At 52.5% G+C, this 26,756-nt stretch carries 22 protein-coding genes; 17 read left to right on the top strand and 5 right to left on the bottom strand.

Annotation, left to right across the window (positions count from 1 at the left end; genetic code table 11):
• Window positions 1-369: 369 nt before the first annotated feature.
• The 11 genes from MKX63_RS01925 to tnpC all read left to right on the top strand — a co-directional run bounded on the left by MKX63_RS01925 (window position 370) and on the right by tnpC (window position 13,167).
• Window positions 370-1,884 (top strand): HD-GYP domain-containing protein, encoded by a 1,515-nt coding sequence (locus MKX63_RS01925; protein ID WP_341014899.1) that lies wholly within the window; start codon window positions 370-372, stop codon window positions 1,882-1,884.
• A 301-nt stretch (window positions 1,885-2,185) separates the two neighbouring features.
• On the top strand, window positions 2,186-2,575 hold the full coding sequence (locus MKX63_RS01920; RefSeq protein ID WP_036700638.1) for a NusG domain II-containing protein: 390 nt from the start codon (window positions 2,186-2,188) through the stop codon (window positions 2,573-2,575).
• Window positions 2,559-3,122: a Gx transporter family protein gene (locus tag MKX63_RS01915; RefSeq protein ID WP_209994599.1), complete on the top strand. Its 564-nt coding sequence runs from the start codon at window positions 2,559-2,561 to the stop codon at window positions 3,120-3,122. The genes MKX63_RS01920 and MKX63_RS01915 overlap by 17 nt, the downstream gene beginning before the upstream one ends.
• Before the next feature lie 19 nt (window positions 3,123-3,141).
• Window positions 3,142-4,008 (top strand): ATP-binding cassette domain-containing protein, encoded by an 867-nt coding sequence (locus tag MKX63_RS01910; RefSeq protein ID WP_341014897.1) that lies wholly within the window; start codon window positions 3,142-3,144, stop codon window positions 4,006-4,008.
• On the top strand, window positions 3,984-4,892 hold the full coding sequence (locus tag MKX63_RS01905) for an energy-coupling factor transporter ATPase (RefSeq protein ID WP_341014895.1): 909 nt from the start codon (window positions 3,984-3,986) through the stop codon (window positions 4,890-4,892). The genes MKX63_RS01910 and MKX63_RS01905 overlap by 25 nt, the downstream gene beginning before the upstream one ends.
• Complete coding sequence (locus MKX63_RS01900; protein WP_341014893.1) at window positions 4,885-5,676, top strand: energy-coupling factor transporter transmembrane component T family protein; 792 nt, start codon at window positions 4,885-4,887, stop codon at window positions 5,674-5,676. The genes MKX63_RS01905 and MKX63_RS01900 overlap by 8 nt, the downstream gene beginning before the upstream one ends.
• 21 nt (window positions 5,677-5,697) lie before the next feature.
• A complete protein-coding gene (locus MKX63_RS01895) occupies window positions 5,698-7,623 on the top strand; it encodes a peptidase U32 family protein (protein ID WP_341014892.1) in 1,926 nt (641 codons plus the stop codon).
• Between the two features lie 168 nt (window positions 7,624-7,791).
• Window positions 7,792-9,075, top strand: coding sequence for an aspartate aminotransferase family protein (locus tag MKX63_RS01890; RefSeq protein WP_341014891.1), 1,284 nt, complete (start codon window positions 7,792-7,794; stop codon window positions 9,073-9,075).
• 17 nt (window positions 9,076-9,092) lie between these two features.
• Window positions 9,093-9,977, top strand: coding sequence for a UbiA-like polyprenyltransferase (locus MKX63_RS01885; RefSeq protein ID WP_340990868.1), 885 nt, complete (start codon window positions 9,093-9,095; stop codon window positions 9,975-9,977).
• 522 nt (window positions 9,978-10,499) lie between these two features.
• Window positions 10,500-11,462 (top strand): hypothetical protein, encoded by a 963-nt coding sequence (locus MKX63_RS01880; protein WP_341014889.1) that lies wholly within the window; start codon window positions 10,500-10,502, stop codon window positions 11,460-11,462.
• A 217-nt stretch (window positions 11,463-11,679) separates the two neighbouring features.
• Window positions 11,680-13,167, top strand: coding sequence for an IS66 family transposase (tnpC, locus tag MKX63_RS01875; RefSeq protein ID WP_341014887.1), 1,488 nt, complete (start codon window positions 11,680-11,682; stop codon window positions 13,165-13,167).
• 228 nt (window positions 13,168-13,395) lie between these two features.
• On the opposite strand, the gene MKX63_RS01870 is transcribed toward tnpC, so the two are convergent.
• From MKX63_RS01870 to MKX63_RS01855, 4 genes are all read right to left on the bottom strand, one after another.
• Window positions 13,396-14,376, bottom strand: coding sequence for a polyprenyl synthetase family protein (locus MKX63_RS01870; protein WP_341014885.1), 981 nt, complete (start codon window positions 14,374-14,376; stop codon window positions 13,396-13,398).
• An 18-nt stretch (window positions 14,377-14,394) separates the two neighbouring features.
• Window positions 14,395-14,844, bottom strand: a complete 450-nt coding sequence (locus tag MKX63_RS01865) for a hypothetical protein (RefSeq protein WP_341014884.1) — start codon at window positions 14,842-14,844, stop codon at window positions 14,395-14,397.
• Window positions 14,845-15,083: 239 nt separating this feature from the next.
• Window positions 15,084-16,961, bottom strand: a complete 1,878-nt coding sequence (locus MKX63_RS01860; protein ID WP_341014882.1) for an FAD-dependent oxidoreductase — start codon at window positions 16,959-16,961, stop codon at window positions 15,084-15,086.
• A gap of 49 nt (window positions 16,962-17,010) precedes the next feature.
• Window positions 17,011-17,916 carry an FMN-binding protein gene (locus tag MKX63_RS01855; protein WP_341014879.1) on the bottom strand — a complete coding sequence of 302 codons (906 nt, stop codon included), beginning with the start codon at window positions 17,914-17,916 and terminating at the stop codon, window positions 17,011-17,013.
• 481 nt (window positions 17,917-18,397) lie between these two features.
• Between MKX63_RS01855 and MKX63_RS01850 the strand changes: the two genes are divergently transcribed.
• The 5 genes from MKX63_RS01850 (at window position 18,398) to MKX63_RS01830 (ending at window position 22,764) form a co-directional block, all read left to right on the top strand.
• Window positions 18,398-18,601: a CsbD family protein gene (locus MKX63_RS01850; RefSeq protein ID WP_036695255.1), complete on the top strand. Its 204-nt coding sequence runs from the start codon at window positions 18,398-18,400 to the stop codon at window positions 18,599-18,601.
• Window positions 18,602-18,794: 193 nt separating this feature from the next.
• Complete coding sequence (locus MKX63_RS01845) at window positions 18,795-20,210, top strand: ATP-binding protein (RefSeq protein ID WP_341014878.1); 1,416 nt, start codon at window positions 18,795-18,797, stop codon at window positions 20,208-20,210.
• 101 nt (window positions 20,211-20,311) lie between these two features.
• Window positions 20,312-21,586 (top strand): MFS transporter, encoded by a 1,275-nt coding sequence (locus MKX63_RS01840; protein WP_341014876.1) that lies wholly within the window; start codon window positions 20,312-20,314, stop codon window positions 21,584-21,586.
• Between the two features lie 25 nt (window positions 21,587-21,611).
• Window positions 21,612-22,274, top strand: coding sequence for an oxidoreductase (locus MKX63_RS01835; RefSeq protein ID WP_341014874.1), 663 nt, complete (start codon window positions 21,612-21,614; stop codon window positions 22,272-22,274).
• A 109-nt stretch (window positions 22,275-22,383) separates the two neighbouring features.
• Window positions 22,384-22,764: a RidA family protein gene (locus tag MKX63_RS01830; RefSeq protein ID WP_341014872.1), complete on the top strand. Its 381-nt coding sequence runs from the start codon at window positions 22,384-22,386 to the stop codon at window positions 22,762-22,764.
• A gap of 308 nt (window positions 22,765-23,072) precedes the next feature.
• Here MKX63_RS01830 and MKX63_RS01825 read toward each other — a convergent pair whose 3' ends face one another.
• Window positions 23,073-23,837, bottom strand: a complete 765-nt coding sequence (locus MKX63_RS01825; protein ID WP_341014870.1) for a tryptophan-rich sensory protein — start codon at window positions 23,835-23,837, stop codon at window positions 23,073-23,075.
• A 198-nt stretch (window positions 23,838-24,035) separates the two neighbouring features.
• Between MKX63_RS01825 and MKX63_RS01820 the strand changes: the two genes are divergently transcribed.
• Entirely contained in the window at window positions 24,036-26,486 is a 2,451-nt protein-coding gene (locus MKX63_RS01820; protein ID WP_341014869.1) for a glycoside hydrolase family 31 protein, read from the top strand.
• Window positions 26,487-26,756 lie beyond the last annotated feature (270 nt).

The following is a 26,756-nucleotide window of genomic DNA, read 5'->3' as shown; positions in this document are numbered from 1 at the left end:
CGAAACGGGTGTCGTTATTCCTTGTTATTTCCAGCAGCCGTGTGGCGAGAGAAATCCTTCCAATACGACAAAAGCCCTACCTCTCTTTTGTCCTTGCGGCTCCGTGGCCGCGCCAGTGTGAATCGGAATGCTATGTTCGAATTTAGTCTCATAAAAAGGAAAAGTACTGCAAGAAAACGTAAGATATTGTGTCCAAACCGCCGATAATATAGAGAAGTGATTCATCGGCCTGACATCTTCTTGATGGGGATATACATACTCGAAAACAAATATTATTTAATTATAGCACGGGTATAATAAATATGCAACTGACATTGGGCTGCGGCCGGGATGGAAATGAGGGGACAGATGGAACTATACAGAATTTTTTTGAAGAAACAGATCCGGAACTATATCTTCGGTTCAACTGTAGCGGTACTAGCAGTCGGGAGTCTGCTTATGTTATCTTCCCTGGAGATCAGCCGGGTTGAATATTACCGGCTCCTGCTGGTGCTTCTTTGTTCCTTTGTGATTATGGCATCCCTAGAGATTACTGTCTTTCTCAGACAGATCAGACCTATACGGGCTGCGCTGGTTCAGAAGAATGCTGCGCTATCGATGCTGGAAGAAGCATATCTGCACACGCACCAGCTGCCCCAACGGGCCATTCAGCGAATCATGGGGCCGCATCTGCTCGGATTATCCGTTCCGGCTCTGCTGCTGACCTTCTGGATGATTCATGCCGGCTGGGTTACGTTCCCTTATTTCTATCTGATCCTGGCCATGTGCTGCGCTGTGCTTGTGGCCTGCATGCATTCCCTGATTGAATTCTTCCTGACCTGCACCTCCATTATTCCGCTGATCAAGGAGTTCAGGAACCGTGCGCTGGAGCAGTACGGTGTGGATTTTTCCCTGGAGGGCCATGTGTTTGTGCCGATACGCCCCAAATTCCTGGTGAGCTGTATGCTGATCGGCACCTTCCCGCTGTTCCTGTTTATTATGGCGACACATATCCGTATGAACGGTGAGGGGGATTCGATAGTCGTCGTCGGACTTCAGAGCTACTGGGCCTGGGCAGGGATGGTGCTGCTGATTGGCACGCTGTTCTCCTCCATTGCGGCCTGGCTGCTGACGAATAGTGTACAGCATCCGATCCATGAGCTGTATCAGGCGATGAACCAGGTGAAGGGCGGCAATCTGGTCCAGGTGCAGGATGAGTACTCCGATGAGTTCTCGAAGCTGGTGGCAGGCTTTAACATGATGGTCCGCGGGCTGCAGGCACGGGAACAGCAGAGCCGCCAACTGCTGGACAGCTACTTCTCCACCCTTGCCGTGGCGCTGGATGCCCGCGATTCATATACGGCAGGACACTCGCTCCGTGTAGCGGAGTATTCGGTGATTATCGGCCAGCTGGCCGGCCTAAGGGGGCAGGAGCTGGATGATCTGCGCAAGTCAGCCCTGCTGCACGACATTGGTAAAATCGGTGTGAGAGACAGCATCCTGTTCAAGGAAGAAGCCCTAACGGATGAGGAATTCCTCCAGATTCAGAGCCATACAGTGCTGGGGGAAAATATTCTGCGGCAGATTGAACCGGCGGACAAAATGGCCCCCTTTCTCGGCGGCGTCCGCTCGCATCATGAGCGTTATGACGGCCACGGCTACCCGGATGGTCTTGCCGGTACGGATATTCCCCTGCATGGCCGGATCATTGCGGTAGCAGATGCTTATGATGCAATGACATCCAACCGGCCTTACCGGAAAGGGATGGACCATGAACGGGCGCTCGGCATTTTGGAGCAGGGCAGGGGCAGCCAATGGGACCCTGAATTCGCCGGATTATTCCTGGGGTACTTCGGCCGGAAGCCGGAAGCTCCTAAAGACCCTCATCCCGTCCAAGCCGGGTAATACTTTAAATGCTTGCACATCCTTATATTCCTGGAATATAAGAATTTATATGTTTCACCTGATAAACTGCCCTTCTATTTCTCGCTGAAACGGTACCGTCCTTTAAAAGGACGACAAAGCCGTTTCCACTTACCGAAGCGGATGCTATCCAGTTTATGGAGGTTCCGCTTCAGCTTTGCGTGCCTATTTTGTGAACTGACAGGGAATTGCGACAATTAACGACTACATTCATTGAAGGATTGAGGGCAGACCGTTATAATTATTAAGTCTGGATTTTAATTAAAAAATAAGGGAGATTTCTATGAAACGCGCAGATGTGCTGCTGATTTCTATCGTTCTGATTGCTGCGCTCGCTTTTCTCGTGCCAAGATGGCTGTCAAACGATGCTGATAAAGGTGGGCCAGGCAAAGAACTCAAGGCCAATATAACAGTAGATGGTAAGTTATTCAAAACGATAACCCTGACCAAAGAAGAGCAGACTATTGAGGTCCGCACCGAGCGGGGCTATAACATTCTGAAGGTGCATGATTACGGGGTTGAGATGTTTGATGCGGATTGTCCGGATAAGGTATGTCTGGGCTTCGGCTTCATCACACTGCCCAAGCAGACGATTGTATGCCTTCCGCACCGGGTATTGGTTGAGATCGCAAGTGCGGCCGGGGAGGATGAAGTAGATGGCTATGTCCAGTAGTGAATCGGCTACAGCGCTGAAGCGGACCGTAATTATTGCTATATTCGCTGCCGTTGCTGTGGTGCTGAGTATTGTGGAGGCGCAGATCCCGCTGGCCGGTGTGGGGCTGATGCCCGGGGCGAAGCTGGGCTTCGCCAATATTATGATTTTGACCTGTATTTACTTTTTGCGCGGACGCGATGTTCTGGTGCTGGTGATCCTGAAGACGCTGCTGACCGCCTTCCTGCTCGGCACGCTGTCCAGCCTGTTGTTCAGCCTGTTCGGTTCCCTGTTCAGCTTCATTGTGATGTTCGCGCTGGTGAAGCTCGGCCGCAAGAAGTTCAGTGTGATCGGCATCAGTATTGCGGGCGGATTGGCTCATAATACGGGACAGCTGCTGGCAGCCTCGTTCGTATTTAATTCAACCAGTATTTTCTATTACCTGCCGGTCCTGCTGATTACCGGTATTATTACAGGCATTGCTGTCGGCTTCGCCGTCCGGTATGTGGTTGACTCGCTATCCAAAATATCCTTGTTTGAAGAGTTCCTGAACGGACCGGGTCACTAGCTGCGGAAGGATGAGTAACATGAATCAAGCGTACAACGATACAAAAGCCGGTGAGAAGCCGGCGGTGATTGCCCTAGAGGGCGTATCCTTCGGCTATGACCCGGAGCATCCGATTCTACATGATATCAACGTGTCGATCCCGCAGGGTCAATGGGTGAGCATTGTGGGGCCTAACGGCTGCGGGAAATCAACACTGGTCAAGCTGCTGAATGCACTGCTTCCGAAGAGTGCCGGCCATATCTCTGTCTGCGGACATACGCTGCAGGAAGAGACGATTCAATCCATCCGGCAATGTATCGGAATGGTCTTCCAGAACCCCGATAACCAGTTCATCGGGCAGACGGTGGAGGAAGATATTCTCTTCGGCCTGGAGGGGCTGTGCCTGTCCTACGAAGAGATGAAGGAGCGGCTTGAATTCTATACCGGTAAGCTTGGGATCAGCCATCTGCTGTCCAAGCATCCCGGAGAGCTGTCGGGCGGGCAGAAGCAGCGTGTAGCCATCGCCTCGATTCTCGCCATGAAGCCAGGCATCGTCATCTTCGACGAGGCCTCTTCTATGTTGGACGAGGGCAGCCGGGATGAGCTGATGGGGATTCTGCGCGACATGCAGGCAGAAGGCAGCTACACCATTCTGCTGATTACTCATGATGCCGATGAGATTCTGGCGTCGGACCGGGTGCTGGCGCTGCACGGGGGAAGCATCGCCGCAGATGTATCACCTGCGGAGCTGTTCCGGGATACAGAGCTGCTGGAGAAGTGTCATTTACGGGAGCCTTATACTTGGCAGCTTGCCCGTGAACTGGAGAGCCGGGGAATCACGGTGGATGTACCCGCCAGCGAAAAGGAGCTTATAGACACATTATGGCAATACAACTACAGCAAGTAAGCTATACATATGCTGACCGCAGCATGTGGAAGCAGACGGCACTGCACGGGATTAATCTGGAGATTGCCGGGGGTTCGCTGACCGGGATTGCCGGGGCCACCGGCTCCGGCAAATCTACACTGCTCCAGCTGTTCAATGGCATTCTTAAGCCGACGGAAGGCACGGTGCAGGTGCTGGATGTAACGATAACTGCCGGGGAGAAATCACCGAGGCTGCTTCCGCTGCGGCGGAGGGTAGGCCTCGTCTTTCAATTCCCGGAGCAGCAAATGTTCGAAGATACAGTGGAGAAGGATCTCTGCTTCGGGCCGCTGAACTTTGGAGTCAGTCTGGAGGAGGCCAAGGAACGGGCGCGCAAGTCGATGACGGATATGGGACTGGATCTGGCGCTGCTGGAGCGCAATCCCTTCCGGCTCAGCGGAGGACAGATGCGCAAGGCAGCCATTGCCTCAGTGCTGGCGATGGACCCGGACGTTGTGGTGCTGGATGAACCGACAGCCACCCTGGACCCGGTAAGCCGCGCGGAGCTGATCGCGCTGCTGGAGCGGTTGTGCCGCGAGCAGGGCCGCACGATCATCATCGTAACGCACCGGATGGATGAACTGCTGCCTTATGCCGACAACTGGGTCTTGCTCAAGGAGGGTGAGCTCGCCTTCCAGGGCAGCGGCGGCGAGCTGGCCGCTGATCCGGTGATTCTTGAGCGCTGCGGACTGCGGGTTCCACAGTCTCTGCGTTACTGGCAGGCTGCCGCCGAGCGCTTTGGCCTTAGCGGCGAGAAGCCGCTCCTTACAGCAGAGGGCCTCGCGGGGCGGCTTGCGGCCTTGCTGGAAGAGCGCCGCAAGCTGAATGCTTCCGGCTCGGAGGAAATGGGGAATGGCCATGAATGAGCGTTTGCTGCTGGGCCGCAGCATTGATACGGGCTCCTGGGTCCATAAGCTGGATGCCCGGTCCAAGATTACCGGAATGCTGCTCTATGTAGCGATCATCCTGCTGTCTACTTCCTGGATATCCATTGGGCTGGTTGCGGTCTTCTCCATCGTGGTGATGGCGACGACCCGCATTCCACTGAAGTATTTCATTAAGGCTGCGAAGCCTTTGCGTTATTTGATGTTATTCATCTTCATTGTACAGGCGCTGTCCGTGAAGGAAGGGGAGGTGCTATGGTCGCTGGGCTCCTTCTCGTTGCATGCGGGCGGTCTGCGGCTGGGGGCATTCTCGGTCATCCGCATGCTGTTCCTGCTGACCTTCACCGCGCTGCTGACCTTCACGACAACGCCGGGCAAGCTGAACCAGGGGCTGGAGGGAGTGCTTGCCCCGCTGAAGAAGCTCAGGCTGTCACCCGACCGGATTACGCTGATGATCAGCATCGCGCTCCGCTTCATTCCGACGATTCTGGATGAGGCGCAGATTATCCTGAAGGCGCAGGCCTCGCGAGGAGCGGATCTGAAGGAGCTGCCGCTGAAGGAGAAAGCGCGGATGCTTGTGTCGCTGCTGGTTCCAGTCATCGCCAGTGCGTTCCGGCGGGCCCAGGACCTGATCTATTCCATGGAAGCCCGGGGCTTCCGCATGGATGCGCCGCGCAGCCGGTATCACCGGCTCAGGTGGGGCGCGGCGGATACGCTGTTTGTTGCTATGTTCGTTGTACTGGGAGTTGCAGTAGTATTATTGTAAGACATTTAGGGGGATACGGAAATGGCACGTTATTTTAATGGTAAAGAAGTAGAGTTATTGGCACCTGCGGGAACCTTCGAGATCTTCAAGGCGGTCATTGAGTCGAAGTGTGATGCGGTGTATTTCGGCGGTCCGGTGCTGAACATGAGAATGATGCGCAAGGGCTACAACTTAAGTCATGAAGAGATTATTGAAGCTCTGAATATCGCCCATAGTATGGACAAAAAAGTATATATCACGGTAAATAATCTGTTCAGCGAAGAGGATGTGGAAGAGGCCAGAGCGTACCTTAGCTTCCTGGACACGGCCCGCCCGGACGCGCTGATCGTGCAGGATATGGCGGTGCTGGAATTGATCCGCGAGATGGGGCTGAATCTGCCGGTTCATGCTTCCGTGATGATGAATGTGCATAATCTGGAGATGATCCACGCGCTGAAGGAGCTGGGCGTCAGCCGGGTCGTTACCTCCCGTGAGATGGATCTGCAGACCGCGAAGCTGCTGGGCGCAAGAAGCGGCATGGAGCTGGAATATTTCATTCATGGCGATATGTGCTCTGTCCACGGGGCGAACTGTTATTTCAGCTCCCAGGTGTTCGGAATGAGCAGCAACCGGGGCAAATGCATGAAGCCTTGCCGCTGGGATTACCGGATCAAACGTGACGGCTATGTCTTCCCGGCGGAATATCCGCTGGCGGTGAAGGATATGTTCATGTATGAGCATCTTCCGGAGCTGATTGAATCCGGCATTACTTCCTTTAAGATTGAAGGCCGTATGCGCGATAAAGAATTCATGGTCATGCTGTCCAACAGCTACGGCGATGCGATTGACCGTTATATCGATGATCCGCTGGGCTTCGACCGCACCAAGGATTCCAAGGAGCTGTATAACAACCGTAAGCGCGATTTCTCCACGGCGTATGCTTTTGGCAAACCGGGATTATCGAATATCAACCGCCGTTATGAGGGAACTGGCAAGTTCTACAGCACCGGTAAAGTGTTCAGTACGCCGACTGCGGAGCGTGAGCTGTCTGCGGAGCGGGTGACAGAGCTGCGCGGGCGGATGGCTGAAGACAGACGCAGCACCCTTAACAAGCCTGAGCTGGCAGTACGTGTGAATAATATGGAACAGGCGCGTCTCGTACTGGAGATGGGAGTAGACAGCTTGTATCTGCCGGGTGATGTGTTTGAGCCGGACCGTCCTTTTACGAAGCAGGATATCAAGGATCTTGGAGCGGTAAAAGGCCATACCAAGCTATATCTGGGCCTGCCGCGGATGATGAATGAGCTGCATTTCGACCAGTATGATCATCTGCTGAACGGAGAGCGGCTGCCGATTGACGGGCTGATCATTACGAACCTGGGGGCAATCCGCCGCTACCGCGCGACCGGTTACCCGATGATGGGCGATGCTAATCTGAATGTCTACAATCATCTGTCTGCCGGACTGTACGCCGGATTGGGCCTTACCAAGCTGACCGTTTCGCCGGAGATGACGCTGGAGCATTTCGCCTCCTTCACCTCACGCAGCGACCTGCCGCTGGAGGTTGTGGTACACGGAACGCCAGCGCTGATGTATATGGAGCATGATCTGTTCGAGAATACGGAAGTGATGGAGCCGATTGGGGAAGAAGACAACCAATATGTCCGCAATGATGTGCTGGTGCTTAAGACCGACAAGGGCGAGAACCCGGTCTACCGTGACCAATACGGCCGCTGCCATCTGCTGTTCGCCAAGGAGCTATGCTATCTCCCGATGCTGGAGGAAATGAATGGCCTGGGGATTGCCAGCTTCCGGATTGAAGGCGCGACATACAGTATCAAGGAGCTGCGCACTATTATTGCTGCTTATCAGGCTGCGATAGAGGGAACGAAGCCGGAGGATGATCTGCTGGGCGGACTGAAGCCGGTATACGCGGGGTACACCCTCGGTTCACTGCAATTTAACTAAGGCTAATAATTCAATTTTAAAATAACGCTAGGGCGAGTATAATAAGGGCATATGGCGCCATTATAAGTACCTTTTTTCACAAACTCATAGACAGGTGTGCCTGATGTGTCACCAGCCTGCTTGGCCATTATTATTAAATCATCAGCGATTGGAAGCGAGGGGAATCTCATGGAACAAAGCGTTATCATTGGAAGAGAAGCGGTAGCTGCCAAAAGAAAGCAGTATTTCTACCCGTGCACCGCACATTTTTACCGGGATGCCCCGCAATTGGTACGCGGAAGCATGCAATATGTCTACGATGAAAACGGCAAGCAATACACCGACTTCTTCGCGGGAGTCTCCGTGGTTGCCTGCGGCCACTGTAATCCGGCTATTACCTCACGTACGATAGAGCAACTGCAGCAATTGCAGCACACCTCGCCGATCTACCTGACCCAGCCGAATGTAGATTTGGCGGAACGTCTGGAAGAAGTGCTGCCGGGTGCACTGCGCAGGACATTCTTCGTCAACAGCGGTTCAGAGGCGAATGAAGGGGCGCTGCTGCTGGCGCGGATGCATACCGGCCGCAAAGGCTTCATCGCACTGGAGGCCGGCCTGCATGGCCGGACCAACCTCACCATGAGTGTGACCGGGCTGCAAATGTGGAGAACCGATGCCTACCTGGATGGGGATGTGACATTCATTAAGCGCCCGTATCATCCGGAATTGACGCTGGAGGATGCTGCGGCGCAGTCCATCCAGAATCTGAAGGAGGTACTAGCTGCCCAGGGAGACACCATTGCCGCCATGATCGTGGAGCCGATTCAGGGGAATGGCGGGATCGTGATGCCTGCGCTGTCTTACTTCCGTGAGGTGAAGGCGCTGCTTGAGCAGTACGGTGTACTGCTGATTGATGATGAAATCCAGACCGGCTACGGCCGGACGGGGGCTATGTTTGCGATGGAGCATTTCGGCGTCGTGCCGGACATTATCAGCATGGCTAAAGCACTGGGGAACGGAGTGCCTATCGCCGCCTTTTCCACAACGGATGAGATTGCGGCTTCGCTGAACAAGCCTTCCGCCTCAACGTTCGGAGGGAATCCGGTCTCTGCGGCTACCGCGCTGGCGGTCCTGGACTACATCCGTGATGAGCGGCTGGCGGAACGTGCGGCTGAGCTCGGCGGGCAACTGAAGCAAGGCTTGCTTGCTCTCCAGAAGCGGTATCCTGCGTTGATTACCGATGTACGGGGCAGCGGACTCATGCTGGGGGCCGAGCTGGCCGGTACCAAGACTGAGGATGCCGCGGCTGTGACAGACTATGTGCTGGAAGAACTGAAGGACCGCGGATTCCTGATCGGCAAAAACGGCATAGGCCGCAACGTTCTCGCCTTCCAGCCGCCGCTTGTTGTTACTTCCGGGAATATCGATGCCCTGCTGGATGCACTCCATGAAGTGCTGCAAGCGATCCACTAAGAAAGAGGCCTAACATTATGGTTATCATTAATGCTTTTAAACATACGGCACTTAAAATGAAAATGTTCAGCGAGCTGGTGATGTTCTCCCATACGCTGTTCTCCCTGCCTTTTGCCATCATCTCGATGGTATGGGCTGCGGGAGGCTGGCCTTCCGGACATATGATGTTATGGGGACTGATCGCGCTGATCGGGGCGCGCAACGGGGCGAATGCGTTCAATCGTCTGGTGGACCGCACCTTCGACGGCAACAATCCGCGTACCGCCCATCGGCATCTGCCGCAGCGTCTGCTCGCCGAGAAAGAAGTCATTCTGTTCATTATCATCAATTATGCCCTGTTCATTGTGGCTTCCGGGATGCTGAATCTGCTCTGTCTGGTGCTGTCCCCGGTAGCCATTGTACTGATCTCATCCTACTCTTACACGAAGCGCTTCACCTTCCTGAGTCATCTGTATCTGGGCTTCGTAATTGCTTCGGCGCCGATTGGTGCCTGGTTTGCGGTTACCGGGAATATCGCGTTCACGCCGTTCGTCATCGGAACCGTGGTGATGCTTTGGATTGCCGGGTTTGATATCATCTACGGGACCCAGGACATTGAGTTTGACCGCAAGAACGGTTTATGGTCCATACCGAGCTTTTTCGGCTTGGAGAATGCGCTGCGGATCTCCAAAGGGCTGCATTTCATTATGGTTATGCTGCTGTTGTTCCTGTACCTCTGGCGTGATCTCGGCTGGATGTATCTGGTCGGCATCGGCATCGCTACGGTGCTGCTCATGACGGAGCACAAGATTATCAAGCCAGCTAACCGTAAGCTGATGAAGGTGGCTTCTTATAATTTGAATCAGGTGATCAGTATGGTGATCTTGCTGTGTACGCTGATTGATTATTTTTACGTTAATTAGGTTGGGCGCCTCGGGTAGGGGCGGCTGGAGGTTGGGGAGCTGCACTGCGCGGAATGTTTGGACTTCCGGTCGCTGTTAACTTCGGATTCCCTGATTGGAACCGCTGGAGCGGTTGGAATCCGAAGTTAAAGGCGAACGCTGCCGCTCCTCCAGTTCCAAAATTCCTCTCCGTTCCGTCCTAACCTTTCCCAGGCAAGATTAACTTCAAAAAGACAACAGGCCTACCCAGGGGGTGGGCGGCAAAAAAGGCGCGAATAAGCTTAGAGCTTCGCGCTTTTCTTCTTTTTTGGAGCATCAAACCCCAAACCCCAAACCCCAAACCCCAAACCCCAAACCCCAAACCCCAAACCCCAAACCCCAAACCCCAAACCCCAAACCCCCATGCTAAACATCACTCACGTACGCTTCGCTGCATTCGTTTGTTCAGCAAAACTTCAATTAACATGCGCTTTAAGTGCTTATTGGATGGGTATAGAAAGAATAGGTCTTGGAACATCCAAATTCTTGAAGGAGGAATACAAATTGAATAACAAACTGGCGCTCAGCCTCATTGTAGCTTGTGCTGTAGTGTCGGGCTGCGCTTCGGATGCCAATATAGCAAAGCCTGATAGCACTTCGGCTGCTGCTGAACCCACTGCCGCTGCAACGGTCGAACCTACGGCAGAACCTACTCCTGCTCCTACAACGGCTCCTACGGAAGCTCCTAAGGCAGAGCCTACAGCTGCGGAGAAGCTGGCTCTGGACTATATCATTACATATGTGAACAATTCGGATGTGGCGGCGAAAAAGAAATTTGTGGCTGAACATCTCCATCCCGGTGTGCAGGCTTTGTTTAAAGAAGCACAATTGACGGAGACGGAGCCAGAGCTTAAAGTGCTTAGACCCAAGGTCATTGAATCTACAGAGTATACGGATGACAATGGGGAAAAGGTGGATGCAGTACTGCTTCAGGGGGAGAAACGGTCGAATATGTACAATGAGGTTATTGTTCTGATTGCAGATAATAAAATCTTCAGAGCTATGGAGGCAGTGGAAAAAGCCGAATTTAACAATCTCCGCAGCAAGTTTAAGGCACCGGTTCCGGCTGTGACGTTACCGCCCCTAACGGTGCTGGATGAATTGGTCAACTTTATGATTGTCGATGTGTGGAACAAAGGCTTCGCTGATTTCCATTATTATGCCAAGAACGGGAAGAACACTGTCGGCGAAAATATGGATATTCAAGCAACCATGGACCGGCTAGCTGTTGCGATGGCCCACAAGAAAGAATCCGACAGCTATATCGCAGGCCTGGGTGCAGAATATGACGATGTGAAGAAAGTCTGGGCACCGCTATCCAAAGAAACTGACCGTTTGTACGCGGAGCTCCTCACTGGCCCGCCTAAGCCCAAAGATCCCAATACTAAGTTTAATACCGAAGCTTTCCGCCAGTACCGGGATGATTTTCAGGAAATAATAGATACGATGCTGCTTGAAAATAAATAACAAAAGGGCGCCCTGTTGCAAGGCGCCCAGGCTGCCGGAGAAGTCCCGGCAGCCTTTTTTGGATAAGATTGATTTCACCAGCTGAAACTAAATGTATGTGAAAAATAGTTACTACTTAGGTCTCCATGAAAAAACATCCACACTATTCCACTTTCGGAAAGGAGTTTTACTCTCCCCTGTCGAAAGAAAAAGACAAAACCCGGGAGGTGAATGAGGTATGGATGTTAGCCCACAGCAAGTCCTTCAGATCAGTAAAGGGGATCCTGAAATTGCAGGCTTCATCCAGATGCTCCTCGACCAAAATCGGGCCTTGACCGAACAGAATCAGCGCCTTCAACAAATCGTTGACACCCAGGCGAAAGAGATTCAATCGCTGAAAAAACGCGTGCATGAGTTGGAACGGCAACTCCAGCAGAAGAGTCATAACAGCAGCAAACCTCCATCTAGTGACGGGCTTCGCAAGCCTCCCAATCTGCGAACCCCTGGTGGTCCCAAAGGCGCACCGAAAGGCCATCCTGGGACGACGCTCCACGTTATCGACAATCCCGACGAAGTCGTGGTCTGCGAATTAACCACCTGTCCGGACTGTTTGGGCTCGCTCGCAGGTGCTCCTTGTGTGGGGGAAGAACGGCGTCAAGAATTCGACCTTCCTGTGTCTCGCATCTGGACCACCGAGTTTCGTGCCGAGCAACGCTACTGCGCTTGTTGCCAAAAAGTCCAGCGTGCAGCCTTCCCGTCCCACATCACTGCTCCGGCCCAATATGGCCCCCGGATGGCGGCGTGGACGGTCTATTTGCATGCCTTTCACTTTCTTCCGCTTCAGCGGATGGCTCAGCTCTTCGAGGACTGGACCACGTATCGGCCCAGCGAAGGTACCTTGCTTTCCTTTTTAGAGACCGCCCATGACCGTTTCGCTCCCATCGAAGAGCATATCCGTACCCAGTTACATCAGAAAGTCAAAGTCCATGCGGATGAAACCGGGTGCCGGGTTGACGGACGGACCCAGTGGATGCACGTCATGTCTGACGAAACGTATACCTTGCTCCAGCTGCACGCCAAACGGGGAGCTCCCGCGATGAAAGACATCGGTTTTTTACCTACTTATACGGGAACCGTCGTCCATGGCTGCATGAAAGGATATTTTAATGAGAGGCATAGCTATTCCCATGCCTTGTGTAATGCCCATTTGCTCCGGGAATGCATAGGGATTGCCGAGCACGACGGACATCAGTGGGCGAAGCAGATGAAGGATCTGCTGACGGAGGGCTGGGCCCAGGCGCTGCGTTCCCGTCAAGCAGGGATTCCTTTGGCGACAGAGGTCATTCAATCGTTTCGTGAACGATATGACGCGATTCTCCAAACGGGCGAAGGGGAATGGTCGAAAGACTGGGTACGGGCGAAAACGTGTAAAAAAGGTCGTGCCATTAAGAGCAGGGCCGGCAACTTGGGAGAACGCTTTGAGGTTCACAAAGAGGCGATTCTCAAGTTTCTTTGGTGTCCCGAGATTCCCTTTGATAACAACCAAGCCGAACGTGATCTCCGAATGGTCAAGGTCAAGCAAAAAGTCTCCGGTTCTTTTCGTACCGAAGCCGCGGCGCAATGGTTTGCCCGCTTACGGAGCGTCGTCTCCACCTACATTAAACAACAACTCCCTGTCCTTTCCTCGCTATCTCTTGCTTTTTTCGGTAACCCTGTTTTGAAGTGACCTAAGTAGTAACGAAAAACAGCATACATTGTGCTGGCACGCAGGCGCATGACCCGAATGTATGCGAAAAACAGCATACATTGTGCTAGCGAACAGGCGTATGACCCGAATGTATGCGAAAAACAGCATACATTGTGCTGGCGCGCAGGCGTATGGCCGAATATATGCGAAAAACAGCATACATTGTACTAACGCACAAGGTTGTCACTGCATTATGCTGATGCCCGCTCAGCGGTCACGCCCGGCGAAGTATTGCAGCAGGGTCTTCAGATCGGCATGCGCCGGGAAGCTGGAGAGCTGCTCCACAATCGCAGCAGCCCGGGCCAGATAGTCCTGGCTGACAGCCTCTGAGCGGGCAAGGGCATCACTGTCTCTTACGAGCTCCAGGACATGCTCAATGTCTTCAGGAGAAGAGCCAGGGCCTATCCTGCGGATGACAGGAGCAAGCTCATCATCCTGTAAGGCGAAGAGCACAGGAAGGGTAACCTGGCCGTGACGAAGATCGCTGCCGGCCGGCTTGCCGAGTACATCCGCTGATTGCGTGAAGTCCAGGATATCATCCTGAATCTGGAATGACATTCCCAGCGCTTCTCCGAAATCGTAGAGGAGGTGGGCAGTCTCCGCGCTGCTCTCCGCCGACAATGCGCCTACCCGCAGGCAGGTGGCCATCAACAGTGCGGTTTTGTTACGGGACTTCTCTAGATACTGCTCCAGCGTAAGATCATAATCGAAGGCAAGCTCTAATTGCTGATATTCACCCAAACATAACTGGGCTGTGGCGACAGAGGATAGATCGTGAACATAACGGTCCTTATCACCGGTATACTTGCTGAGCAGTTCAATAATGCGGGCAGACATATAATTACCGATATGGACAGCGGATAGAATCCCGGTCTTGATATGCAGCGCAGGCTCGCCCCGCCGCAGCTCGGCGTTATCAATAATATCGTCATGAATCAATGAGGCCACATGGATAAATTCAGCCGCAGCGGATAATTGCAGGGTGCGGCGTCCGGCAGGTCTCGGACCAAACCGGCTGCCGACAATAACCATCAGCGGGCGGAGGCGTTTACCGCCGGAGCCTGTCAGTTCGAGAATGCTCTGCGCCAGCTGCGACTTTTTGGGAACATCCTTATCCCGGGCCACCAGATTCTTAATTTCACGGTTAATTTCATTCAGATCAATATTCAAGGCTTCATGCAGCTTCATCGTTCATGTTCCCACCTGTCAAATGGCTTTGCTGGTACGGCTTCGTTGTCTGCGCTCCTGAATGAGAAACTCATCCAGCTCCCGGGCCGGATTGTGTTCTGTGAACTCTCCATTTGAACGTTTGATCTGCAATTTTTTGATGGAGGAGGCCATATAGGCTACCAGATCCAGCTCCCTGTATTTCACTGCAAACTGCAGATAGAAGCTGTACAGGTAATCTCCATCCAAAATGTTACGGGTCAGGTCAGGATGATGTGGGACACATTCCATATGGCGCTGTGCTGCCACGGTAAGGATGGTATAAATGCCTAGCAAATGAGTTTTGCGGTCATACTCCAGATCATGGCGTTCCAGTACCGAGAGCATTTGCTCACATTCTGCCGGAGAGAGAGACAACTGAATTCCGGCAATCTTAGACATTTCAGCCTGAAGCAACCGGAATGTATCTTGGGTGATTTTTTGGTTCACAAGCTTCTCTCCTTCTTATCGGTTTTGCTGGAAGGAAGCCAATTCCTGATTATCCCTACAAAACCATTTTGTTGAAAACACACATATAAATGTACTTTCACCTCGTTAAACAAGGAGAGTAATGTGTCCTAGGGACACATTACTCTTAAGAATATCCTATTCAGCTTGCAGCAGCGCAGCCTGTGCATACGCCGCTGTTATAAATGAATGTAGTTGTTAACCACCGGTTACCCGGTTCATCAGTCGGTATACAGATACCAGCGTCGGACGAGAGGAATCCTCTTCCACTGCTTCTTAAGCCAAGGAAGAACATAGTAATCCAGGCCGAACACGCTGCCGGAACCGCCGATGCAGGCAATAGCTGCTCCAACATACCAGAGCATTTCTGTTGCTGCCATCTTGGTGGTCCAGATCATAACCGCCATACCTATCGTGGCCAGAGCAGAGATCGCTGTGAACAGACCAACGATCAGCATTACGCCGAAGACGATTTCGGCACAGACCATACCGATTTGGAACCATTTTGCCAGGAAGGTGTAAGATCCGTCAGCATTGTAAAACATGAGATCCATGAACCAGTTAGAGATATCATAGATGAAGCCTGGAACCGGAAGAGCCGATACAGCTTCTTTGGCAGTGGATACTGCGGAAGCGGCAGATTGGGCATCTACGGTAGTTTTGACTGCATCCACAGCCTGACTTGCTGCCGATGTCGCGTCTGCATAAGGAGCCGCAGGAATCAGGAAAATCTTATTCGGATCAACCCAGATTTTGCGGATCTTCTCTATACCTTCATATAACCACATTCCCCCGAGCAGCATACGGAGCGGAACGAGCCAGAAGTTCGGCGAACGCTTGGAGAAGTAACCGCCGACGAAGCTCTTGCGGTTCTCAACATGGAAGAACTCGTGCATCATGTAAGTCCAGACCTTGTTGAAGCCCACAACCTGGGACAGATAGAACATATTGATGAAATGTTTGGACAACATAGCCATGAAGCCGGTCAGCATGAAGAACTTGCCCGGAAGACCAACGTTCGCTACACCGTAGCGGCTGCCGATGGAAACCATGGTGCCGTGGAAGCCTGGTTTATATGCTTTTTTAGGCGTACCCTTGATATCAGCAGTGATATTCCCTGCGATAACCGGAGCCGCTTGTTCAGCATTCTCAACCATTTGCGGAACTGGACGTTCTTCGCCTTCGGGGATGAAGAAGATGTTATCCCCTACGACGTATACGTTCTTATGGTCAACACTTTCAAGGTGTTCATTGGTAACAATACGTTTGCGGCCTTGCTGTTGAACATCAAGGTTGCCGACGATTTCCGAGCCTTCAACACCGGCGGTCCAGACGATTGTCTGTGCATCCACGATGTTCTTCTCGCCGAGGGCAACAGAGCCTGCCCCTACTTCGGTGATTTTGGCGCCGGTAACGATTTCTACCTTCAGCTTGCGCAGACGGGCTTCGGCTTTCTGGATCAGCTTATCCGGAAGGATAGGCAGGATCTTCGGAGCCATATCAGCCACGATCAATCTCACTTCGGAAGGATCGATGAAGAATTCTCTGCAGAGCTCGTCGCGCTGCTCGGCCATTTCACCTACAAGCTCAACGCCGGTAAAGCCGGCACCGATGATTACGAAGGTCAGCATAGCGCGGCGTGTAGCCGGGTTCTTTTCCTTCGCAGCTTTGGTGTACATGTCGCGGATCTGACGCTTCAGGGCAACTGCATCATCGTAGGACCAGAAGGAGAAGGTGTTCTCTTCAGCTCCGGGGATACCGAAGAAGGTTGGCTTGCTTCCTGTGCCGATGACCAGATAATCATAAGCATAGGTGGCTTTGTCGGATTTCAGCTTCTTGTTCTTGAAATCAATGTTGCTGATCTCATCCAGAACTACATCTACTTTCAGTCCGGCAAAAATTTTCTTCAAGTCAATTTTGATCGAATCCTCAGGTGCGCGATTCGCAGAAACCTCATGCAGCTCAGTCAAAAGAGTGTGATATGGATTTCGGTCGATCAGTTTGATTTCTACATCTTTGTCGTTCTTAAATTTCTTTGCCAGTTTCTTAGCCGTGAGTACGCCGCCGTAGCCGCCGCCCAAAATGACTATTTTCTTCAAGAGAAACTCACCTCATTCATCTGATTAGCTGCAAAAGGGTAGCGAATAATTATTTCGCGCCTTCGAGTGCTTTTTGTGCAAGTGTGAAATATTCACCAACATGGATGGATACGCCGGAGATTGCGTCTGTTTTACCTTCAGCATCCAGGGTAGGAGCTACGCCTTTGTTCTCAAGGAAGTATTTCTCGGCAAGGGCGATTTCTTCATGCCATTCAGCAGCAGCGCCGCCGGCTTTCATGCCGTATTTTCCGTCTACAGAATATTGTTTCTTATCGTCGCCTGCAGCATTCACACCGCTGAAATTAACAGCTACAACGTTGCCGTTAGCAACAGACAGAGCTACAGTGGACTTCCAGCCGGATTTAGCATCCATTTCGCCTTCAGCAGTATATCCGCCGTCTTTGTATGGGCCTGCTTGTGCAGGGCCGGCAGCAAGTGCAGCCTGAGCCGCGCCAACGAAATCACTAACGTGTACGGATACACCGGAGATTGCATCTGTTTTGCCTTCAGCGTTTACAGTGAGAGCAGCAGGATCTTGTTTTTCAATCAGGTAGGCTTCAGCAAGAGCAGCCTGTTCATGCCATTCGGACTTCGCTCCACCGATTTTTACCAGGCCGTAGTTGCCGTCTTCAGATACTTTTTTCTTCAAATCGCCCGCTTTTTTAACGTTGAAAGCATTCCAGTCAGCTTTGGTGATTTTGCCGCCTTCTACAGTCAGTTGTGCAAAGGTCTGCCAGCCAGTCTCTGGATCGGCATCCACTGTACCGTAGTAGGTTCCGTCCTGGTACTTGCCTGTTTCGGCTGCAGGTGCAGTAGTTGCTTCAGCTGCGGCAGTAGCAGTTGCTACAGGTGCAGTTGTTGCAGCTGCATTCTCAGCTTTGTTGCTGTTGCCGCAACCAGCGAGTAAAGTACCCAGTACCAGTGCGCTCGACAAGATTACAGAAGCTTTTTTCATTTTGATATGACCTCCAAGAAAATAGTTTAAAATATATATATTAAAATGTAAAACATTTTAATAGCGGTGGAAGTGATAAAAATCACTTTATAAATGATAAATGTCACTCTCATCTCGGTCTTAAGTCCCTTTTTGTAGCAGGCATACGACATATATCGGCAGGCAATAAGAAAAAATTTAATCATATCGTTTCTTGTTCGATGGCATTTTAGCACAAGCTATGGAAGTATCATGTGAAAATAATCACTTAAATCATAAATAAATTTACTTATGAAGTATATCAAATTTTAAGATAGTTGAATAGCTTTTTATAAAGACTTTTATGTGACAAAAGTTGAGTTATTCTGCATGGTTTCACCCGGTTGCAGGTGCAGCCCTGCACTCCGTGGCGATTCAGCAAAAAGTCATAGGGGTAATAGATCACAAGCAATTATAAGCTTTCGCCAGACATTAAATAGACAACTAAGGAGATGAGCTTGTAGTGGATAACAATGTGATTAAAGGTAAATGGCTGCAGATTAAAGGTGAAGCCAAGAAGCAATGGGGCAAGCTGACAGATGATGACCTGGATATCATCGACGGTGAAAAAGACAAGCTGGTAGGCAAGCTGCAGGAGCGTTACGGCCATTCCAAGGATGAAGCCGAAGCGGAGTACCATAAATGGGAGTCCTCCCACCGCAGCTAATCAGCAGTTAACAATACAAGGAAAGAGCGCAAATCCTACCTGATTTGCGCTCTTTTGCTGTTTTCCCGACATGCGGCAGCCTTCATTCTCATACATATACATATGCAATAGCCCTCATGCTTCATGTTTTCATTCCTCCATTGTGATACTATTGATATTATTGTGAACTTATTTTCGCTGCAGGAGTGAAGCCATGGAATATGTCAAAATCTTTTTTGTGAATACAGCTTTACTAATCACTCTGTCGTATCTGGCGAATCTAATATACAAGTACACCATAACCCACGCATCCGAGCCTGTAAAAAGAGTAAGCTGGGTATTGCTCGCGGTCTTTGCGGGCTGGATCAGCACCTTTTTCGGCTACAGACTGCATGAGCATGTCATTTTTGACCTGCGGTACGTACCGCTGATCATTTCAACGCTGGCTTATCCCCAGCCTCTGGTACTGATTATAATCGGAATCGCTACCGGGCTTACGCGCCTGACCTTCGGAGTTACGGACGCAGCCCTGGTAGGTGTGCTGAACCTGACTCTTCTGGGCTTCGTCTGTGCCGCTCTGAGCTTATGGATGAAGCGTTCGTCTTCCTCGCTGATGTATAAGGGGATCGTCACCATCTTGGTAGTCAATGTAGTAAATGTGCTGAATATTGCCGTATTCGGGGTCATTCCCACACATGATTACATAACGAAGATTCTGCCGGTTACCTTTCCTGCAGGTCTTGTCCTCAGTGCTCTGTTCGCGCTGATTATCCGCGATTTCCATCTGGAACTGATGCGTACCGGACAGATCATTAGAGCGAATGAGCTGTTGTCCGAACAGACGGAGGAGCTGCATAAGAATAAAATTGTGCTTGAGGAAAGAGCCAGGCAGCTCATGCTCGCCTCACAGTTCAAATCGGAGTTCCTGGCGAACATGTCCCATGAACTGAGAACCCCTCTGAACAGCATTATTAACCTGTCCCAGATGATAGAAGAAGGCGATGAGTCCCTGAGTGCGGAGGAGCTTGCTGAATATGGCGGGATCATTCACCGGTCAGGGGAGGATCTGCTGTCGCTCATCAATGATATTCTCGATCTGTCCAAGGTGGAGGCCGGTAAGCTGGATATTATTATAGAGGATTTAAATACCAGCGAGGTCCCTGATCTGCTCGTTCAGCAGTTCGGCGTCTTAGCCAGACAGAAGCAGCTCACCTTCAGTGTCTCTCTGGACGAAGGGGTCCCGGCCGTAATCTACACGGACCCCCAGCGGGTGCAGCAGATTCTGCGCAATCTGCTTTCGAATGCGTTCAAATTCACGATGACTGGCGGGGTCACTATGAATATCCGTGTAGTGGAACGTCAGGAGGGGGCTGCTTCGCAGAAGTGGATTGCCTTTGAGGTGCAGGATACCGGAATCGGCATTCCTCCGGAGAAGCATGATCTGATCTTTGAAGCCTTTGAACAGGCGGATATCAATGTCAGCCGCAAGTATGGCGGTACGGGACTGGGCCTGTCTATCAGCAATGATCTGGCCAGGCTACTGGGCGGCTTCATTACCCTGCATAGCCGCGAAGGCCAGGGTAGTATATTTTCCTTACATTTACCTCTGGATTCGGGCGCGTCTGTATAATCCCCGCAGCTCCAACTTTATTTGTGAATTTGGTATATTGACAGGAATCTGGTGCTGAGTAGAATGAAGCAAAAGCCGCATCAAAGGAGAGTCATTCCCCCATGAACATCATGAGAAGCCGGCCGCTGCGGAACCGTTCCAAGGATTTGCGCAAGGCCTCCGTACACCGCAAGAATCTGCAGATCGCTACCTTTGAGGGGATACCATCCACCATATTCCAGGTGCTGCTGCAAGGCCAATTTCTTACAGGATTCCTGTTATACCTGGGTGCCAGCTCCAGTCAGATCGGATTTGTCCTGGCGCTTACTACGCTGGTGAACGTCGCACAGATCGGTGTGGCCTTCCTGATCCAGAAGCTGCCGAGCCGTAAGTGGGCGCTCGTGACTTTTATTGGCTTACACCGTCTATTGTGGGGATCTACGGGCCTGGTTCCGTTTATTTTTCCGCAAGAGCACTGGGTTACCGCCTTCATCGTTCTGTATACCATTGCTTTCATTGCGAACACCGCCGGTGGTGTGCTCTGGAACTCCGTCATCAGTGACCTGGTGCCTGCAAGAGTAAGGGGCCGGTATTTCGGTATTCGTAATACGTTCCTTAATGCGCTGGGAAGCCTGGTGATGTACGGGGGCGGTATTATTCTGGACCGTTATCCGGGCGGACACGGATTCCTTATCCTGTATATTGTAGTGTGGATTTTCTCAATCTCGAACATCGTGGTATTCTTCTTCTACCCGGATGTGCCGTTTGAGAAATCCGAAGAGAAGGCCTTCCTGCCGATGCTCAGGAAGCCGCTTCAGGACAAGCTGTTCATGAAATCCACACTGTTCCTGTCTGCTTGGCTGCTGCTGCAGAACCTGACCGTACCGCTATATTCCTATGTCATGCTGCAGCTGCTGAATATCAATTATGAGAAGCTGTCCCTGCTGAATGTGGCGCAGACGGTCTTCATGATGGCCAGCTTCTATGTATGGGGCAACCTGAATGCCAGGCACAGTAACAAGAAGCTGCTGCTCTGGACCTTGCCGATTATCGCGTTCTCTTCCCTGATCTGGGGGCTCTTGTCCGTGCTGCCGATGCTTCCTGTGTTATTCGCAGCCCATATTGTGTTCGGCGTGGGCGTAGGCGGCTTCAACCAGCTCGCTTTCAACTTCATTATTGGGGATACGCCGAAGCGCGAACGGCCGATGTATATGGCGATGTATGCGGCGCTCACCGGTCTGGCGGCCTTCTTCGGCCCGCTGCTGGGCGGCCGTATCTACGAATGGATTAAGGAATGGCCGCAGTGGATGCAAATCTACGGCATGCAGTTAGTGGTAGGCGTGCTGATGATACTGCTGGCACTGCTGCTGGGCCGCCGTATTCTGCGGGATGAATAAGGAGGAATATAAGGAGGCTATTGCGGTGAGAAGAGTTGCGCTGGTACTGGGTGCTACTGGTCTGGTCGGCAGTGCGCTGACCCGGGATCTGCTGGGCGGGAGCTGGGACGAGGTCCGTGTACTGGTCCGCCGTCCGCTTGCGCTTGAGCATCCCAAGCTGAGACAGATTCAAGTGGATTGGGACCGGCTTGAGCAATATAGCGGGCAATTCGCCGGTGTATATGCAGTATTCTGCTGTCTGGGAACGACAATTAAGCAGGCGGGTTCGCAGGAGCAGTTCGAACGGGTAGATCTGGAATACCCGCTTGCCGCTGCGTCCTTGGCCAAAGAGTATAATGTGAAGCAGTTCCTGGCTGTGTCCTCTATGGGAGCCAGCGCCAAATCGCGTACCTTCTATAGCCGGATCAAGGGGCGGACGGAGGAGGGGCTGATAGCTGCCGGATTCCACGGGCTGCATCTGTTCCGCCCTTCGCTGCTGCTGGGTGACCGGGCAGAATTCAGGCTGGGTGAACGCGCTGCGGCTGTGCTGATGAAGGCGCTGGATTTCGCCATGGTCGGCAAAGCTGCGAAGTTTCGGGCCATTCCCGCCGCCACGGTAGCGCGGGCGATGATGAATATTGCCCAGGCTGATACAGGCGGCGTGCACATCTACACGAATGAGGTCATTCATGTGATTGGCAAGCATTAGCCGGGCAGCAGGGTTTGCAAACCGCAGACCCCAGGACTTACAATAAGCATACTAATAGAATGTACATAGCGGTCTACAGGCCGCGTACAGCATGCAGGAGGCGTTCATAATGACCAAAAAACAAGTAGCTACAAGCAAAGCCCCAGGAGCGATCGGTCCTTACAGCCAGGCAATTGTTGCGGGCAACTGGGTCTACACTTCAGGCCAGCTCGGAATGGACCCGCAGACGGCGGAACTGCCGGGCAGTGTGCAGGAGCAGGCGCGCCAGTCGCTTAACAATGTGAAGGCCATCCTGGAAGAGGCCGGAGCAGCGATGGATCAAGTGGTGAAGACAACCGTGTATCTGAAGGATATGAATGATTTCGCGGCGGTTAACGAGGTGTACAGCACCTTCTTCACCGAGCCTTACCCGGCCCGCAGTGCCGTTGAGGTAGCCCGTCTGCCGAAGGACGCGCTGGTTGAGATCGAAGCGGTAGCGCGCAAGAAATAACCCGGGCCGGTTGCAAGCGGTCAAGGCATAGGACAGCGAAATCCCCCGCACGTGAAGCTGGCGTGCGGGGATTTTTTTGTATATATAAGCGTATCTACATAGATTGAACTTGAAAACTTAAGGGAAGGGGAAAGTGGCGGAAGGGAATTTTGGAACTGGAGGAGCGGTAGCGACCGCCTTTGTCTGCGGATTTCAACCGTTGAAAACGGGATAAATCAAGAAATCTGCAGACAATAGCGGCCGGAAGTCCAAAACTTCTCTGGAGTCACGGCTAATCCCAAAACGGAAAAATAGTCAGTTCAATTTATTTAGTATCTGCTGCGGGAACGGCGCGGAGTTAGCAGCAGCCAAATACTGTAGAGCAAGAGAAGCCCTGCTGCAATCAATGCGGTGAAATACACCTCATTCGTGTCCTTATGCTCCGCAGCAATGGCGATGTAGGCCCAGACGAAGACAAGCGGATAGATGCTGTCCCGGTACGGGAAGCTTACCAGTACAGCCAGCACTGCACCAACGCAGAGCATAATGACTGCCCACAGTATGCCGCTGAGTCCGAAGCCGCCCCAGTCGTTCTTCACCAGCACAACACTGACATTGACAATAGTAGCAACGGAGATCCAGCCGAGGTAGAGGCTGAACGGCAGCTTCACGAGCCATTTCTCCCCGGTTGTGGGATCTGCGATGAAGCGGGTTTTGCGGTAAATGACGATTAACGATAGCAGCAGAAGCACCATCGCCACCAGCGACAGCTCAATGTACAGATAATGCCAGAGGAGCAGCCAGCCCATATTGAAGATACAGCTGAGCATGAACCAGATCCCGATCCGCTGGACGGAATCCCTGCCTCCGGTACCCTTGCGGAACTGATAAATAATGAATCCGGCCAGCAGCAGATAGATCAGGGACCAGATGGAAAAAGCATATCCGGCCGGTGTGAGGTACGTATGATACCTGTCCGAGATTTCGGCGGTGCTGTTCCCGCCAAGCGGCAGGACGACCGAAAGGGTATTGATGACAATGACGCCGAGGAAGAGCAGCAAATTTCCCCACTTATAAGGATTAGTTCTAGTCATATGACCACTCCCTAACTTGGTTAATAACTACGTTTTGGCCTTGGCCTATATAGAATATACCCGCTTTGGCAGCAAATAAGACTAATCCGGCGAAAAAAATGACCGATTGGTCGTAACAATCACGGATAGTATTCCTTAGGCCCGGGGTAATATGTAGTCAAGAAGTAGATCAGCAAGCAGCGAAGGGAGAGAAGATACATGGAGAGCAGTGAGGCGATACGCCCTGAGAAGATGGGGCCGCTGGTGATGAAGGAGACCTGGAACACGCCGGGCAGCGTGGTGTCCTGGGAACGCTCCGAGAATATCTACATCGTCCGGGGGGAATGCGCCGGGATGGCTTTTATCTTCCTGAGCGATGATATGTTCCGGATGAAGGTCTTCCATGATAAGGTACCGGACCTGACCACCTCGGAGGCGGTGCTGAAGGAGTGCTGTATTCCGCATCTGTTTCCGGTAGAGGAGACGGAGGAGCAGCTCATTTTCTCTACGGGCGCCATCCGGCTGATTATTGAGAAGGCCTCATTTCTGCTTCGTGTGGAGAATACATCCGGCAAGGTGATCATGCAGCAGAATCTGACGAGCTGGAACCCGCGCGGCGCAAGCCATGCCGAATATGATATGCAGCCGGACTCTCATTTTTACGGACTGGGTGAGAAGTCGAGCTTCCTGGACAAACGGGGGGAGCGTTATACGAACTGGAACACCGATGTGTTCGCCCCGCATCTGCCGGAGATTGAAGCGCTCTATGAGTCTATTCCGCTCATTATCCACATGCACGGGGACCTCTCCTACGGGCTGTTTCTGGATAATACGGGGCGGAGTGATTTCGACATGCGCTCGCACGGCATTGCTTTTACCATTGGCTGCTCTACAGGAGCGTACGATATCTATTTCATTAACGGGCCTGAGATGAAGGATGTCGTCAAAAGATATACCACGCTCACCGGCCGGATCGCCCTCCCGCCCAAGTGGGCGCTTGGCTATCACCAGTCCCGCTACAGCTACATGAACCAGCAGGAGGTGCTGCAGCTGGCCAAGATCTTCCGTGAGAAGAACATCCCCTGTGATGTGATCTATCTGGATATCCACTATATGGACGAATACCGCGTATTCACCTTCGACCCTGTCAACTTCCCTGATCCGCAGAAAATGATCTCGGAGCTTGCGGAGCTGGGTGTGCGCATTGTCCCGATTGTCGATCCCGGTGTAAAAAAAGACCCTAAATACGAGGTGTATAAGCAAGGGGTGCTGGAAAAGCATTTCTGCCGCCGCCTGGAGGGCGATATTTTCTTCGGTGAGGTGTGGCCGGGGATCAGCGCCTTTCCTGATTTCAGCGACAGTCGGACCGCCGAGTGGTGGGGGGATCTGCACAAATACTACACGGAGCTTGGTATTCAGGGCATCTGGAACGATATGAACGAACCGGCAGTCTTCAATGAGACCAAGACAATGGACCTGGATGTGATGCATTTCAACAACGGGCGGCCGGTGACCCATGAGGAATACCACAACCTGTACGGGATGATGATGTCCAAAGCGACCTATGAGGGTCTGGCCGAGCATATGGGGGGCGAGCGTCCCTTCGTGCTGACCCGGGCCGGGTATGCGGGCATCCAGCGCTATGCAGCCGTATGGACCGGGGATAACCGCAGCTTCTGGGAGCATATGGCGATGGCGATGCCGATGGTGCTCAACATGGGGCTGTCCGGGCTGGCCTTCTCGGGGCCGGATATCGGCGGGTTCGCCCATCATACGTCGGCGCAGCTGCTGGTGCGGTGGACGCAAATGGGCGTGTTTTTCCCTTACTGCCGGAATCACTCCTCCATCGGAACACTGCGCCAGGAGCCGTGGTCCTTCGGGGAAGAGGTGGAAGGGATTCTGCGTGAATTCATCGGGCTGAGGTACCGGTGGATGCCGCATTTGTATAATCTTTTTCATGAAGCGGAGATGAGCGGTCTGCCGGTCATCCGTCCGCTGGTGCTCGAATATCCGCGTGATCCGCATGTGACCAACCTGTGCGACCAGTTCCTGCTGGGTGAAAATGTGCTGATTGCCCCGGTCTACCGCCCGGATACGGATCACCGCTCCGTCTATCTGCCCGAAGGCTGCTGGCTGGACTATTGGGACGGGGAGATTCATGAAGGCGGACGCCATATTCTTGCGGCTGCACCGCTGCATATCATGCCGATGTATGTGAAGGCAGGCAGCTTCGTGGCCGAAGGCCCGTTGAGACAATATGCGCTGGAGGACACGGAGGAGACGGTTATCTTCCATCTCTACGGGGCGCAAGCGGCTGCCGGCTTCTCTTCATCTTTCAAGCTGTATGAGGATGACGGCCATAGCTTCAGCTACCGCAAAGGGCAGTATACGGAGCTTACCGTGCAGGCCGAAGGCGGGGAAAATGCGCTGGTGCTGAAGTGGGCGTATGCGGTTCATGATTACAAGCCGCGCCGGGAGACGCTGCGCTTCGCGCTCTGCTATCCGTTCTTCAATGTGGCTGCGGTGGAGGGGCTGGCGGAGATTAGTCTGGAGGAGCTGAATGAAGGGGCACTGGGCTGGGCCCGGAACGGCAAGAACGGTGCGATCATCGTTCAGGTGGCGGATACTGCCGGGGGCGGAGAGCTGCAGATTCTGGCGGGTGCGGAGTAGGAGCCGGGTAGAATGTAACCGTCAGAGTGTAGTAGTCCAGCACGAGTTGCTGCACGGGATTTCAGGACCGGCTTGCCTGGAGGGGCGGGCCGGTTCTTCCTGCTGGAACGCAATCTGGACAGTAATGGCCTGATCCGGGCAACAATCTGCTGAAAATCACAGAAAATGTGCAGAAAAGTTTTTAAATATAGGCTTTTTCGTATAAGATGAAGGGATGAAGAAAAAGTTGCAGCAAATAACGTAACAGGAAGGCTGTACGGCTAGAGCTAT

The organism is Paenibacillus sp. FSL R7-0179, from assembly GCF_038002265.1.
Classification (GTDB): domain Bacteria; phylum Bacillota; class Bacilli; order Paenibacillales; family Paenibacillaceae; genus Paenibacillus_AQ.
Note: the sequence above shows the minus strand (reverse complement) of the source record. Positions and strands in the feature narration are given on the sequence as shown.

Coding starts and splice junctions, on each gene's coding strand:
- MKX63_RS01920 (WP_036700638.1), top strand. CDS start 2,186: ATGAAACGCGCAGATGTGCTGCTGATTTCTATCGTTCTGATTGCTGCG.
- MKX63_RS01915 (WP_209994599.1), top strand. CDS start 2,559: ATGGCTATGTCCAGTAGTGAATCGGCTACAGCGCTGAAGCGGACCGTA.
- MKX63_RS01910 (WP_341014897.1), top strand. CDS start 3,142: ATGAATCAAGCGTACAACGATACAAAAGCCGGTGAGAAGCCGGCGGTG.
- MKX63_RS01905 (WP_341014895.1), top strand. CDS start 3,984: ATGGCAATACAACTACAGCAAGTAAGCTATACATATGCTGACCGCAGC.
- MKX63_RS01900 (WP_341014893.1), top strand. CDS start 4,885: ATGAATGAGCGTTTGCTGCTGGGCCGCAGCATTGATACGGGCTCCTGG.
- MKX63_RS01895 (WP_341014892.1), top strand. CDS start 5,698: ATGGCACGTTATTTTAATGGTAAAGAAGTAGAGTTATTGGCACCTGCG.
- MKX63_RS01890 (WP_341014891.1), top strand. CDS start 7,792: ATGGAACAAAGCGTTATCATTGGAAGAGAAGCGGTAGCTGCCAAAAGA.
- MKX63_RS01885 (WP_340990868.1), top strand. CDS start 9,093: ATGGTTATCATTAATGCTTTTAAACATACGGCACTTAAAATGAAAATG.
- tnpC (WP_341014887.1), top strand. CDS start 11,680: ATGGATGTTAGCCCACAGCAAGTCCTTCAGATCAGTAAAGGGGATCCT.
- MKX63_RS01870 (WP_341014885.1), bottom strand. CDS start 14,376: ATGAAGCTGCATGAAGCCTTGAATATTGATCTGAATGAAATTAACCGT.
- MKX63_RS01855 (WP_341014879.1), bottom strand. CDS start 17,916: ATGAAAAAAGCTTCTGTAATCTTGTCGAGCGCACTGGTACTGGGTACT.
- MKX63_RS01845 (WP_341014878.1), top strand. CDS start 18,795: ATGGAATATGTCAAAATCTTTTTTGTGAATACAGCTTTACTAATCACT.
- MKX63_RS01840 (WP_341014876.1), top strand. CDS start 20,312: ATGAACATCATGAGAAGCCGGCCGCTGCGGAACCGTTCCAAGGATTTG.
- MKX63_RS01830 (WP_341014872.1), top strand. CDS start 22,384: ATGACCAAAAAACAAGTAGCTACAAGCAAAGCCCCAGGAGCGATCGGT.
- MKX63_RS01825 (WP_341014870.1), bottom strand. CDS start 23,837: ATGACTAGAACTAATCCTTATAAGTGGGGAAATTTGCTGCTCTTCCTC.
- MKX63_RS01820 (WP_341014869.1), top strand. CDS start 24,036: ATGGAGAGCAGTGAGGCGATACGCCCTGAGAAGATGGGGCCGCTGGTG.